This is a genomic window from Olivibacter jilunii, from assembly GCF_900607235.1.
Taxonomy (GTDB): domain Bacteria; phylum Bacteroidota; class Bacteroidia; order Sphingobacteriales; family Sphingobacteriaceae; genus Olivibacter; species Olivibacter oleidegradans.
On the sequence record NZ_LR027848.1, the window covers coordinates 922263 to 935593 of the forward strand.

Sequence of the window (13331 nt, forward strand, 5' to 3'; positions counted from 1 at the left end):
CGAAAACTTAATGAAAAGAAAGAAAGAAGTTAAAATAAACGGTCTTTTTTTAAAGCGAACCCCTTTAATAAGGTAACGAAGCATCAATAACCCCGAAGATGGTCAAAATTCGAAAGCTTAATGCCTATCGCTTAAAGCTTATAGCCTCTATTTAAACGTGATCGACCCATATTTGGAATCAATGCGTACCTGGTTGGACGAATTTTTACCAAAGTAGCCATTATATGTTTTATGGAGTTTGGGGCCTCGTTCACTTGGATCGGGTTCTTCTTTGGTAACAACCGCATCACCCTTGTCAAATCCGCCATAACTAACGTCTACTTGATAGGAAAAATGGGCTGCCGGATCAATACGGATGGTGCTAGAAGAGTAGGCTGCGTCCAGATTGAGCTTTTGGATGCTTTTATCTAATCCGATCTTAAAACCGCCCGAGTACTTAATGTCAACGTTTCCTGAGCTGATGAGCGTGCCAATTTGACTACCTCCGCAGTAGCCGATATTTAATTGTATATTATTGGCTTCACCTAAATCCATGCTGCCGTATTTGAAATCCATCATTGCATCTTTCACGGAAAGAATTTTAGCTGAACCGTAACTGGAATGGACGCGAATATTATTACCCGACAATCTGCCGGCATTTAAGCTGCCGTAGGACACGTCTAAGTCCACATCGCCCGCTAAATCAGGTAGCACAACTGTTCCGTATTTATTGTTAATGGCGAGCGAATTGTTCTTCGGTAGAGAAATAAGGTAGTTAATCTGTACCCCTTTATTGTTCCCGCTGATTATGTTATTCCACCAACTGGATTTCCCTTTATTAATCTGCGTGCTAAGTGAAATATTGTTCGGTGATTTAGTCTCCGATATGGATACACTGTTGATAATTTCTTCGGCTCTACTTCCGGAGGCGTCTATGGCTCTAATCGTTATGTCGACTTTAATTTCGTTCTTTGTCCAAGTTTTTACTTCAACCTTTCCATAGCGGTTATTAATGCTAAGTGGGGTGTTTTTGGAGATGATATAAACTTTTTGTATCGTTTTGCTTTGCTCCACTCCATTTATGGGAGTTGCATTTTCTTGGTCGATTAGTAATCCCTCCTGTTCCCAGTCGATACCTTCTATTTTTCCTGCGATTTTATTAGCCTGTTCTTCCGAAAAGCTAGCGATCCGTTCCGCTTGCTGAACAATTCCTTCTGTATCGATTTCCTTCAGACCTTTCACTAGTTCAGTTGTCATCCGTTCGATCTTCTCGCCTGTGGCTTCCAAGCGGCGAGCTAGCTTATTTTCCTCGTCATTATTTTGTGCCATCAGTTTAAACTGACTTGATACAAGCAAGGCAATGATATACACAGAAATCTTATACCTGTTCATGAGAAGATTTATTTTCTTGTTGATGGATATAATTCAAAATTTCCAATTGCTGATTGAGAACCTCAATTTGCATCTTAAGGTTATTGATCATGGCTTCTAAAGTAAGCTCTTTATTCGGACTTTGATCTAGTTCGGTTTTAAGCTGTTTATAGTTCCGCTGCATCTTATCAATAACTTGAGTGAATTCTTGATATAGCTGCGGGTTTTTCGTAGCCATATTTGATAAAGCATCCCTTTTTTCACTAATTAAGGATGCGTATTCTACTTGCTGTTTCGCCAATATAGGGTCGATTTGACTATAATCCAGACGATTCGATGTGCGTGCTTTGTAAAGCAAAAATGCAGCACTGCATACTAATACAAACATGGCGGCCATCGATATAATGGTTCTAAGACGTAAGGATCTCTCGCGCTTTTTTAGCAAATCTTCCCCCTCGAAAACAGCTGTTATGTTCTCCCAAATCCGATCAGGTGGTAATTCATTATCAAACGCTTTCCTGTTTTCAGAAATGAATTTCTCAATATTTCCCATACCTAACATTTTTTACGAAGCTTCTTTTGGCTAAAGAGCGGCTTCTATTAATTTTCCAAACCCACATTTTTGATGATACTATTTATTTTAATTCTTGAGTATCTCCAATAGTTTTCTTTTTGCTCTTAAAAATTGCGTACGAGATGTGTTCTCGCTTATTTTAAGTATATGTGCTATCTCCTCGTGGTCGTAACCTTCCAGTAAATAAAGGCTTAATACCACGCGATAGCCATCTGCCAGTTGATTGATTGCTTCTTTTACTTGTTCTATTTGAAAACTGTAGTTGTTCTCTTCTATTTCTTCGTCCGCTACATCGTCTATATCACTGATGGATTCGAAAACAACGGTTCTCTTTCTTAGTGCGGAGAGCGATTTATTAACAACAATCTGTTTCATCCATAAGCCGAAGGTGCTTTCTTGTCTAAAGCTGTCCAATCGCTTGAAAGCGTCAATAAATGCATCCTGTAGTACGTCGGCCGCTTCGTCCGCATCGATTACAATACGCAAAGCCGTATTATACATAGCTTTTGAATAAAGCTTGTACAACTTAAACTGAGCTTGCCGATTACCTTTCTTACAGTCGGCAATCAAATCTTCATGCGGGTCGCTATAGCTGACTTCCAATGTAATTGTTTATTGTTCTTTGCCTAATAGACGCAATAGGTTTATAGATGTTGCACGTTGTTTATTTTTTTTAGTGAGTTAAGTAGGGAAGTAGTTGACCGCCTACCGCTTTTTATCGCATCAATTTTCGAGAATACCATCCTTTTTATCTATGTTTGGCTTAATTTCTTAAATCACGGAAAATATAGTGTAAGCGAGTAAATGACAGAAATCATATTAAAAAAGGGTAAGGATAAAGCAGCTTGGCAATTACATCCGTGGATTTTCTCCGGTGCCATCGCGAGGATAGTTGGAAAGCCTGCAAATGGTGATCTGGTGAGCGTTTATAACGATGATCGTGAATTTATTGCCTATGGCTACTACAACGGCGAGTCGCGCGTGGCAATACGTCTTTTGGAATGGGATCCTGCAAAAGAAGTAAATGAAAATTGGTGGAGAGAGCGAATCCAAAAGGCTGTAAAGGCGAGAAATGGTATCTTTAATGAACAGACAAATACAGCCCGGTTGATTTTTAGCGAGGCTGATTTTCTACCTGGATTGATAGCAGATCGTTTTGGCGACTTTATATCTTTACAAATATTAACTAGCGGTATCGAACGCGTTAAATCGATCGTCGTGGATGAATTGCAGAAACTGCTTAATCCAAAAGGAATTTACCAACGCGAAGATGGAGCGGCAAGGGCACATGACGGTTTAGAGGCACAAGGGGGTGTTCTTTTCGGCCAACACCCGCCTGTCTTTGTTGACATTATTGAAAATGGAATACATTATAAAGTGAACATTGCAGAAGGCCAAAAGTCTGGCTTTTATTGTGATCAACGGACCAACCGATTGATTGTAGCTCAACATGCTCCTGGCAAAAAGATACTAGACTGTTTTTGCTATTCAGGCGGATTTAGCTTAAACGCACTTAAAATGGGTGCGTCCCAAGTGTTTAGTGTGGACAGCTCGGCTTTGGCTATCGAGACCTTGATCCAAAATATTAACGAGAATGCCTTCGACAAGTCGAGGCACAAGGCCATTCAAAGTGATGTAAACAAGCAGCTAAAGGCATTTAAAGAGCAGGGCGAAAAGTTTGACCTGGTGATTTTAGACCCGCCCAAGTATGCCCCTTCCAGGAGCAGTTTAGAAAAGGCTTCCCGTGCTTATAAAGAATTGAATAGGTTGGGCTTACTGTTATTATCCAGTGGTGGTTTGCTGGCAACCTTCTCCTGCTCGGGAGCGATGGACATTGACACCTTTAAGCAGGTACTGGCTTGGGCTGCCTTGGACGCCGGCAAAGAGATTCAGTTTATTGATCAGTTCAACCAACCGGAAGATCATCCTATCAGAGCGTCCTTTCCGGAGGGCGAATATCTAAAGGGACTGCTTTGCCGCGTGCTTTAATGGATGTACTTATGGAGTGAATTTACTGGTATTATTGATTATTTTTTGACACATGCGTATCTATTTACTATCTTTTGTTCTTTTCTTTTTTGTTTTTGAAGGCTTTTGTCAATCTAATGAGAGTTTGAAGCCGATTTTTCAAATGATCAATGAAGAAGTACTTCAGCACTCGGAGGCTTATCATAATCTGGAAACATCTACCCTTCGTATAGGGCATCGCCTAACCGGTTCGGAGAACGGTGCCAAGGCTGAGCAATTTGCATATGATCTCTTCAAGTCTTACGGTTTCGACGAGGTATCCTTTCAAACGTTTAAAGCAGAAGGCTGGAGCAGGGGCGCGCTTTCTTTAAAAGTAACCGGTAATGTCGGGGAAAGAGAAATCAAAGCGGTATCCCTTGCGCATGCTCCTAAGAACGCGAGCTTGCATGCAGAAATCGTTGATATGGGCAGTGGCCTCGAGGGAGATTATCTAGTTGACCCGGATAAAGCAAAAGGGAAAATTGTACTAGCTTATTTGGGCGTTTTGCCGGACGCCAACCCACTTGCGAAAAACTTACATCGATCAGAGAAAACAGCCCTTGCCATCAAATACGGGGCAAAAGGTATCATCCTTTATAACACAGTTCCGGGAGGCGTATTACTTACGGGAACCGCCTCGGTGACTGGAAAGCTCATTCCTATTCCGGCTGTTTGTATAGGCTTGGAAGAGGGCTTGGCACTAAAGGATTCGTTGAAAAACAAAGGGCGAGTTAATGCTTCCATCGTAATGACTAATTATGCGGGCCATGTCACGGCACGTAACGTTATTGCGCGTATTAAAGGGGTGGAATTACCCAAAGAAAAGGTTGTGGTTGGCGGACATTTGGATAGCTGGGACCTGGCTACGGGGGCCATTGATAATGGAATAGGTGCGTTTGCAGTAATCGATATGGCCCGTACCTTGAAGAAACTAAACGTAAAACCAAGACGAACCATCGAATTTGTGCTTTTCATGGGTGAGGAGGAAGGCTTACTTGGATCTAAAGCTTATGTGGAGCAAGCGATACGGGATAAAAGTATCGAACACATTCGCTATATGTTGAATTATGACATGACCAATAACCCAAAGAGTTTTCAATCCAGTCTGGAAAGTAGCAGAACGTTGTTTGAGGCCATCGGAAAGCAAGTGCAAGCCATTGATACAACATTCAAAAATAATTTTGAGGGTAGAGCAGGTTTGCATAGTGATCATCAGCCGTTTATGCTGCAAGGGGTGCCTACCGGCGGCGGTGGTGATACGTATCTTAGCAAGGATGTATTAAACTGTTATCATGCGGATTGCGATCATATAAACTTAGTGGATAAACCGGGGCTTATTAATACAGTTCGTTTCGGTGCGATGCTGGCTTATGGCATTGCGGAGGCACCGGTGATTGATACTAAACGCCTTTCCGACGAGGAAGTAAAGGCACTCATGATCGAGAACAAACTGGAAGAACCTTTGCGTATCTCTGGCGATTGGCGATGGCTTGAATAGTTTTAAGTACATCTCACAACCGGCAACTCACAACTATTTTTCGTATAAAACTTTTTATCTAAGTTTGCAGCCGCAATGGGAAAAGATAAATTAAGAAAGTTTGCTGAGATCGCTACGTTTGATAATGTCCTACAGTTAGAGGAAGGAAAGGTGATGAAGGGGCAATGGGCTGAGAAACATTTTGGTAATAATAACCCAATTGTCTTGGAGCTTGCCTGTGGCAAAGGGGAGTATGCTGTAAACCTGGCAAGACTTTTTCCAGAAAAGAACTTTATTGGAATAGACTACAAGGGAAATCGCATATGGCGGGGGGCAAAAACGGCATTGGAAGATAACATTTCAAATGTGGCCTTTTTAAGAATACAAATTGAGACGCTCCTGGATTTTTTTGAAAAAGGGGAAGTAGACGAAATCTGGATAACGTTTCCGGATCCACAACCTCAAAATAGCCGTGAAAAAAAGCGGTTGACGTCCGATAAGTTCTTAAAACGCTATCATTGGGTATTAAAAGAAGGCGGCTATGTCAATCTTAAAACGGATAACGATGGTTTGCATGCCTACACATTCTCCAAAATAGAAGAGCTGGGATTAAAAGTGCACTGTAAAACAGAAGATTTATATCATTCCGAGTTTGTAAACGAGACGCTTACGATCAAAACTTATTACGAGAAAAAATACCTAGCTCACAATAAGAACATCAATTACTTGAAATTTTCTTTTAATTAATGCTAATATCACTGTAAGGGTCAAATTTTACAATATACTATCAGCTTCCTCCCTAAACAGGGATTACCTCAGTGAAATTCCATCGGTCGATTTCGCCTTTAACCTACTGATAAAGGTGTTTAGATTATAAGAACGTTTTTTTTTGTCACTTTCTTCCGCAGAAAGTAACCAAAGACTCATCGCTTGGAACTTTGCTACGATGGTAGTGCCTCAACCTGCAAGCCGCAAACTTCCTAGGCGATATTTCAGCTGAACGAAGAGCTTTTGCGGGCAGCCATAGGGGCCCCGAGTGTCGGATAAACGGCCTTGGAGGATACCGAAGCAACGAGCAGCAAAGCATGTGCACGCCTGTTCATATTGCAGTATCCAAGCGGATTGAGGAAGTGAAACGGCTCCAATACGCGCCAGTGATGCTTTGCAATCAGGTGCAAGGTAGCCTACACCGCCTTGATTTTGCTCAACTTTTATCAAGAAAAGTTGAATAAAAAAACGTTCTTTTTTAAAAGCGAATCCTGTTATTTTTAGGTGTTATATTCGACAGTCATTTAAAATAGTTATAGGAATTGAAAAAGGATGCAACAAAGGTTCACATTGCGACACAATGGTACATTGTATATAAGCGTTAATTTGCCTATGTTTGCAAAGTCAGATCTTATAAGAAACAAATGGAAAAGAAGAAGTTCTCTACCGGGCTATCTCTATGGGTTTTTCTTTGCCTTTGCCCAACGATACTCTTTGCTCAAGATAGCCTTTCTATTATACCAGCACCAACATTTTTACAAGAAAAGCCCGGATACTTTCAATACCCGGAATTAGCGGAGGTCTACGTAAGTCAAGATTTTACAGAAGAAGTTGAATTGCTCCGAACCCATCCCTATATCCATTTTGAAACGCCTCATAAGCTGAAATCCAGGAAAAAGATGCCCGAAAGCGGTATTTTTTTGCTTAAAGCCGAAGCCGAGGATCGCCTGCCCCAACGCGCTTATCAATTGGAGGTAGACACAGGAAAGATAACGATCATAGCCCATGATCGTCAAGGGGTAATACACGCTTTAGCGACACTCACCCAAATTGCTTATACGCAATCAAACGAACGCTTGCTACCGGCTGTTTCCATACAAGACGAACCTGCTTTTGTTTATCGGGGATTAATGCTTGACGTGTCTCGGCATTTTTACCCGATTTCTTTTTTGAAGCGAATGATTGATCTGATGGCCCTATATAAGTTAAACACCTTTCATTGGCATTTAACGGATGGGGCGGGATGGCGTCTGGAAATAAAAAAATATCCTCAACTGACGCAAAAGGCGGCGTGGAGAAATTATCCTCGTTGGAAGGATTGGTGGAATTCGGGACGAAGATACTTGGAAGTGGGAGATCCTAATGCTTCCGGTGGGTACTACACGCAAGAGGAAGCGCGTGATTTTGTAGGCTATGCAGCTGAAAAAGGCATTACCGTAATTCCCGAAATTGAGATGCCCGGGCATAGTGAAGAGGTTTTGGCAACTTTTCCGCAGCTCTCCTGCTCAGGTGAGGCTTATAGAAATGCGGAGTTTTGTATTGGCAATGAGGAGACCTTTTCTTTTATTACTAATGTGTTAGATGAAGTGATGGATATATTTCCTTCTACGTATATCCATATTGGGGGAGATGAAGCAGACAAGAAAGCTTGGAAAAACTGTCCCAAATGCCAAGAACGGATAAAGAGCGATAATCTTCAAAATGAAGAAGGCCTGCAGAGTTATGCGATCAAGCGGGTTGAGGCGTATTTGAAAGACAAGGGGAGAAAACTCATTGGATGGGACGAAATATTGGAGGGGGGCTTGCCCCCGGAAGCGACTGTCATGAGCTGGCGGGGAGAGCAAGGTGGGATTGAGGCGGCAAACGCGGGGCACGATGTGATTATGACGCCCGGCGCTTATCTATATTTCGACTCTTACCAAAGTAATCCAATTGGTCAGCCGGAGGCCATGGGCGGTTTCTTACCTTTAGAGAAGGTGTATTCTTATCATCCCATTCCGGCTGAAATTGCGGCCGATCAACAAAAACATATTTTAGGGGTACAGGCAAATGTCTGGACAGAATACATGCCAACGCAGGAGCAAGTTGAATATATGGTTTTTCCAAGAGCTATAGCGTTGGCAGAAATTGGATGGACACCTGCTGATAAACGGGTTTGGCAAGACTTTAAAAAGCGTTTGCAAAAACATTATTTGCTTTTGCAACGCTTGCATGTCAACTACTATCGACCTTCTTATGATGTTTCCATTGCGAGTAAATATGACATCAATAAGAAAAAGGCAACGGTAACAATTTCTTCTGAGCAATATAGTCCTGAGATAAGATATACGACAGACGGAAGCGAACCAACAATGGCTTCTACGTTATACATTGACTCCTTGTCGCTCGTAAACACAACGACTATTAAGGCAGCTGTTTTTAAAGATTCTGTCCGTTTTGGTAAGGTGGAGGATTTTACAGTTGATATCCATAAGGGAATTGGTAAAAAAATCGTTTACAATAATCAATGGAATGACAAGTATCCGGCAAAGCTGGATAGTAGTTTATTAAATGGGCAATACGGTGGTCTAAGCTACGGTGACGGTGAATGGCAGGGATTTTTAGGTGATTTTGATGTGACACTTGATTTTGAACGACGCGAAGAACTACATGAGATAAAGTTGCGGTTCATGCAGCTTGCAGGGCCAGGGGTTTATATACCGGGCAGTGTGAAAATATTAGCCTCTGATGATGGTAGGCATTTCCGTGAAATGGAAAAAATCGATAACGATGTGCCGACGACCGATCCGTCTTTACGATTTAAGACGTTCAGTTTCGATCTGGAGGGTCGACTTGCGCGTTACATTCGTATTGTAGGCCAAAATAATAGGAAAGGATTTCTGTTTACAGATGAAATTGTGGTTTATTGAGCTAGGACTGAAAGGTCTTATATGGCACCATTGGTGCAAGGCGTAAGGTAAAAGGTCTAGAGGCATAAGCTATAAACCCCGCTTGGTTGTGGTTGTATCTGTCTGCGATAGGGGGAGAATGCAACTAACTTAATAACTCTTTAATATCATCTGCAGTTAGCGATTTTACAAAGCTCTCTTCGGTTGTTATTAGTTGATTGGCTATCGTCTTTTTGCGATCTTGTAAAGCCAGAATTTTTTCTTCTACACTATCTTTTGTGATAAACTTATAAATGAACACGTTTTTCGTTTGTCCTATACGATGCGACCGGTCGATAGCTTGTTGTTCTACAGCCGGATTCCACCAAGGGTCAAGAATAAATACATAATCTGCTTCTATAAGATTTAATCCAACACCTCCCGCTTTAATGGAAATTAGGAAAAGCTTAACTTCCTCGTTATTTCTAAAGTCATTAACCACATCTTCTCGGTTTCTTGTTGAGCCGTCTAAGTAAGCATACCTGATTTTTTTCTTATCAAAATGCCGGCGGAAAATTTCCAGTTGTTTTACAAACTGTGAAAATATAAGCACTTTATGTCCTCTTGATAAGACGCTGTCCAGCGTGTGCACCACGTTCTCGAATTTGCCCGATTCTCCCTCATAGTCCTCGTCCACCATGCGCGGATGATTTGCCAGTTGGCGAAGTTTTGTTAAGCCTTGCAGTACTTGAATCTGTGATTTAACCATTAATTCGTCGAGCGATTGCTCTAGCAGAACGTTGCGATACTCCGATTTAATCTTTTCGTAATACTCGGCCTGTTCATCGCTCATTTTGCAATAAAAGATCTGCTCAGACTTGGGAGGAAGCTCTTGCGCTACCTGATCTTTTGTTCTCCTTAACACAAAGGGTTTGATAATCGCTTGGAGCTTGCGCGCCTTTTCTTCATCCTTTTTCTTCTCAATCGGAATTACAAAGTCGGACTGGAAATGAGCATGACTGCCTAATAATCCTGGGTTTAAAAAAGACATTTGCGACCAGAGATCGCCCACCGAATTCTCAACCGGTGTACCACTGAGCGTTAATCGATATTTGCTTCTTAGTTCTTTTACTGCTTTAAAGGACTTGGAACTTGGATTTTTGATGTTCTGGCTTTCATCCAAAATAATATAATGAAAATAAAATCCCTGTAATAATTCTTCATCGACACGAGCGATGCCATAGGTAGTAATAACGACATCAAATTTTCCAAAATGGTCGTTTACTTTCGGCCTATTGGTACCTGTATGAATTAATATATTTAATGCAGGTGCAAATTTCTCGGCTTCACTCTGCCAATTGTAAATGAGTGAGGTCGGCATGATGATCAGCGAGGTGCCTTGGATGCCTTTCTCTTGTAACTCTTCTCGTTCTTTTTGCAGCAATGCCAGAGTTTGCACCGTTTTTCCTAAACCCATATCATCGGCTAAGCAACCCCCAAAATGATAGTTTTTCAAAAAATGAAACCAGTTATATCCCGCTTTTTGATAACTTCTCAATGAACCTTTAAAATGGAGTGGTTGTGCAATATCGTCGATTTGTTCAAATTCCTGAAGACGCTGCAACTTCCGCTCCATACTAAGCCCTTGGATATTACTTTCACTTAGATCGTTGATTAAGCCAATATGATGTTTTTGAAGCTGAATGCTTCCTTTGTTTGCGGAATAATAAAACAGGTTATTAAATTGAGCAAACCAAGCTTCCGGAATAATCGCTATTTCTCCGGAAGGTAAAATAAACTCCCTCTTTTGATGCAGGATATGGTCTCGCAACTGAATAAAAGGAATTTCATATGGACCAAAGCGAACAATGGCATGAACATCGAACCAATCATTTTCTTCTTTTACTTCCAGATCAATCTTGGTATTACCAAGTAAATATTTCCGGTGGTTTTCTGTTTTTTGCTCGATTTGATAACCCTTATTAATCAAAAAGTCGTGGTTTACGTTAATCCAGTTAATCAATAAGTGGGTGTTAGTGGCGCCGTCGATATGTTCCGGATGTTTTTTTATATTCAGGTTGTTGAAAAGCGGATCCGGTTTTGATAACCCCAAGTTCAAAAGTTCTTGTAAATGGTCTTCCTCCCATTTTAAGGATCGTTTTACCCGATGGAAGGTGTAAAGATCTTCTGATTCTTTGTAATCCATTCGAACGGTAACCTTATGTTCGCTACCGGCATCAAAGGTATACGGGCCATATTTAAATTGCAATTGCGCAAAGGCGTCGCCATTGGCGGTATTAACAATTTTAAGCAAGGGAGATGCCTCATGTTGATAGGTTTTGATATCAAAGCCTTCCGCGTAGACGTGGTGCTTAGTGATCAACGACCGTACAAATCGATCGAAGTAATTATACTCGGTATTTCTGGGGATGCTGATATAACGCTTATTTAGGAAAGGCGATAGTTTTTTTCCGTCTAAATCTTGTTCAAAAGAATATAGCGTTCCTTCTAATAATAGCCAAGCAGGTTCATTGCTGATGATCTGCGCATTTTTGTACATAAAATCAATGCGCAGTCCCTGATACTTTATGGTCGGGAAATAACGTGTTTCTTCCGCATTTCTGCGAAAATGAAACAGTACGGAAGCAGGCTCGGGAGCAATCGTCAGTTTTTCTTCTACGGGCCATCCCTCTTTGCTCATTAGGTAAAGTGGTTTATCGCGGATAAGCTGTAAGATGGCTGCCAGTTTTTTATCTATTTTTGGACGGATATAATCAAATAATTTTTTGTCGAAGATTTTGCTGAAGAATTCGCGTGGGCGAATCGCTTTTTTATGCATCTTTTTGATGAGTTCCGATTGCTCTAGCTCGTCGAGCAGTTTAATGATTTTTAAGTCGTTGTCTTCGAGTGCGGGTGCATACTCGCGAGCGGTATTGCTAAAAATTCGCTGATAGGTAAGTGAAAATTCGCCATTTGGATTTAATTGTACAATGTGCGGCTCAATTAAATAACCCAAAAATTCATGTTGACATAACGAATAAACTAAACTATATGGTTTTTGCGTATCTATTCTTAGCATTATCTGTCGTTAAAAAAGCTTTAAATATAAGGTTTTTAATAATATATTGCGAAATATTGCCCTATTGCTCATGAAATTTTTTCTGTTTTTTTTCTATTTACTGTTAGCTGCCTCCTTGTCCGCCAGGCAGCAAGCAGACGACCTTCATAAAAACGCAATCGTGATTGATTTGCATAATGATGTTCTTTCGGAATCAATTATCACGGGAAAAGATATAACAAAGCGATTGACCAAAGGTCATACGGACTTTCCAAGGTTGAAGAAAGGGGGGGTTGATGTACAATTCTTCTCGGTATGGTGCGACGGGAAAAAATTAAAGCCCTTTCAGTATGCAAATAGGCAAATAGATGCTTTGAATGAACTGATAGAACGGAATACAGACCAAATAATCCTTGCTAAAAGTGTAGGTGATATTTATAAAGGGGTGCAACAAGGTAAAATAGTAGCGATGCTCGGGGTAGAAGGGGGACATATGATTGAAAATCAGCTTAGCAATTTGGATAGCTTATACCGTAGGGGCGTACGCTATTTAACCTTAACATGGAATAATAGTACTGCGTGGGCCTCTTCGGCAGCTGATGAGCGGAAAGGAAAGCGTCGGGGGCTGACAGACTTTGGAAGGCAGGTGGTTAGGCGGATGAACGAATTAGGCATGGTAATTGACTTGTCGCATGTAGGAGAACAGACTTTTTATGATGTACTGAAGATTACGGATAAGCCGGTTTTTGTATCACATAGCGATGTTTATTCCATTAACCCACATTACCGAAACCTGACGGATCAACAGATCAAAGCTATTGCTAAAAATGGCGGGGTTATCGGCGTGAATTTTTATGCGGATTTTTTAGATCCAACTTTTCGCCGGAATGTAAGTTTGCTATATGCAAAGCATATCAGTTCGACGGATAGCCTGCCGGTAAGTATAGATAAAAAATATCGTCTGCTTCCTGTTCAAGTACGGCAACAAGTGGCACCACCGCTATCGCTCGTTGTGGATCATATCAATTATTTGGTACAAGTAGCTGGTATTGACCACGTGGGTATCGGTGCAGACTTTGATGGCATGGACGCTACCCCGGCAGGATTGGCCGATGTAGGTGAATACCCTCATCTAACCGAAGCACTTATTGCATGTGGTTACACCGATGAAATGATTAAAAAAATATGGGGCGGCAACGTGCTGCGTGTACTTCGCGCACAAGAGTGACG

Annotated in this window: 10 protein-coding genes; 5 read left to right on the forward strand and 5 right to left on the reverse strand. The window is 41.3% G+C overall.

Features of this window, described 5'->3' with window-relative positions; all coding sequences use genetic code 11:
• Positions 1–147: 147 nt before the first annotated feature.
• From E0E36_RS03810 to E0E36_RS03820, 3 genes are all read right to left on the reverse strand, one after another.
• Entirely contained in the window at positions 148–1371 is a 1224-nt protein-coding gene (locus E0E36_RS03810; RefSeq protein ID WP_130854783.1) for a hypothetical protein, read from the reverse strand.
• The gene (locus E0E36_RS03815; RefSeq protein ID WP_013664386.1) at positions 1358–1903 is read right to left on the reverse strand and encodes a hypothetical protein; all 546 of its coding nucleotides are present in this window, start codon (positions 1901–1903) and stop codon (positions 1358–1360) included. Before E0E36_RS03815 ends, E0E36_RS03810 begins: the two co-directional genes overlap by 14 nt.
• Positions 1904–1990: 87 nt before the next feature.
• Positions 1991–2527, reverse strand: coding sequence for an RNA polymerase sigma factor (locus E0E36_RS03820; protein WP_013664385.1), 537 nt, complete (start codon positions 2525–2527; stop codon positions 1991–1993).
• Positions 2528–2728: 201 nt separating this feature from the next.
• On the opposite strand from E0E36_RS03820, the gene E0E36_RS03825 reads away from it, so the two are divergent.
• The 3 genes from E0E36_RS03825 (at position 2729) to trmB (ending at position 6155) form a co-directional block, all read left to right on the forward strand.
• A complete protein-coding gene (locus E0E36_RS03825) occupies positions 2729–3913 on the forward strand; it encodes a class I SAM-dependent rRNA methyltransferase (RefSeq protein ID WP_130854784.1) in 1185 nt (394 codons plus the stop codon).
• Between the two features lie 52 nt (positions 3914–3965).
• On the forward strand, positions 3966–5429 hold the full coding sequence (locus tag E0E36_RS03830) for a M20/M25/M40 family metallo-hydrolase (protein WP_130854785.1): 1464 nt from the start codon (positions 3966–3968) through the stop codon (positions 5427–5429).
• Positions 5430–5504: 75 nt separating this feature from the next.
• The gene (gene trmB, locus E0E36_RS03835; RefSeq protein WP_130854786.1) at positions 5505–6155 is read left to right on the forward strand and encodes a tRNA (guanosine(46)-N7)-methyltransferase TrmB; all 651 of its coding nucleotides are present in this window, start codon (positions 5505–5507) and stop codon (positions 6153–6155) included.
• 210 nt (positions 6156–6365) lie between these two features.
• On the opposite strand, the gene E0E36_RS03840 is transcribed toward trmB, so the two are convergent.
• Complete coding sequence (locus E0E36_RS03840; RefSeq protein WP_130854787.1) at positions 6366–6626, reverse strand: hypothetical protein; 261 nt, start codon at positions 6624–6626, stop codon at positions 6366–6368.
• A gap of 194 nt (positions 6627–6820) precedes the next feature.
• On the opposite strand from E0E36_RS03840, the gene E0E36_RS03845 reads away from it, so the two are divergent.
• Positions 6821–9085 carry a glycoside hydrolase family 20 protein gene (locus E0E36_RS03845; RefSeq protein WP_130854788.1) on the forward strand — a complete coding sequence of 755 codons (2265 nt, stop codon included), beginning with the start codon at positions 6821–6823 and terminating at the stop codon, positions 9083–9085.
• A 124-nt stretch (positions 9086–9209) separates the two neighbouring features.
• Here the strand turns inward: E0E36_RS03845 and E0E36_RS03850 are convergent, their stop codons facing one another.
• Entirely contained in the window at positions 9210–12122 is a 2913-nt protein-coding gene (locus E0E36_RS03850) for a DEAD/DEAH box helicase (RefSeq protein ID WP_013664380.1), read from the reverse strand.
• 70 nt (positions 12123–12192) lie between these two features.
• On the opposite strand from E0E36_RS03850, the gene E0E36_RS03855 reads away from it, so the two are divergent.
• Entirely contained in the window at positions 12193–13329 is a 1137-nt protein-coding gene (locus E0E36_RS03855) for a dipeptidase (protein WP_130854789.1), read from the forward strand.
• Positions 13330–13331 lie beyond the last annotated feature (2 nt).

What these genes read in the sequence shown, in the direction of transcription:
- E0E36_RS03810 (WP_130854783.1), bottom strand. Translation starts at nt 1,371, where the DNA reads ATGAACAGGTATAAGATTTCTGTGTATATCATTGCCTTGCTTGTATCA.
- E0E36_RS03815 (WP_013664386.1), bottom strand. Translation starts at nt 1,903, where the DNA reads ATGGGAAATATTGAGAAATTCATTTCTGAAAACAGGAAAGCGTTTGAT.
- E0E36_RS03825 (WP_130854784.1), top strand. Translation starts at nt 2,729, where the DNA reads ATGACAGAAATCATATTAAAAAAGGGTAAGGATAAAGCAGCTTGGCAA.
- E0E36_RS03830 (WP_130854785.1), top strand. Translation starts at nt 3,966, where the DNA reads ATGCGTATCTATTTACTATCTTTTGTTCTTTTCTTTTTTGTTTTTGAA.
- trmB (WP_130854786.1), top strand. Translation starts at nt 5,505, where the DNA reads ATGGGAAAAGATAAATTAAGAAAGTTTGCTGAGATCGCTACGTTTGAT.
- E0E36_RS03845 (WP_130854788.1), top strand. Translation starts at nt 6,821, where the DNA reads ATGGAAAAGAAGAAGTTCTCTACCGGGCTATCTCTATGGGTTTTTCTT.
- E0E36_RS03850 (WP_013664380.1), bottom strand. Translation starts at nt 12,122, where the DNA reads ATGCTAAGAATAGATACGCAAAAACCATATAGTTTAGTTTATTCGTTA.
- E0E36_RS03855 (WP_130854789.1), top strand. Translation starts at nt 12,193, where the DNA reads ATGAAATTTTTTCTGTTTTTTTTCTATTTACTGTTAGCTGCCTCCTTG.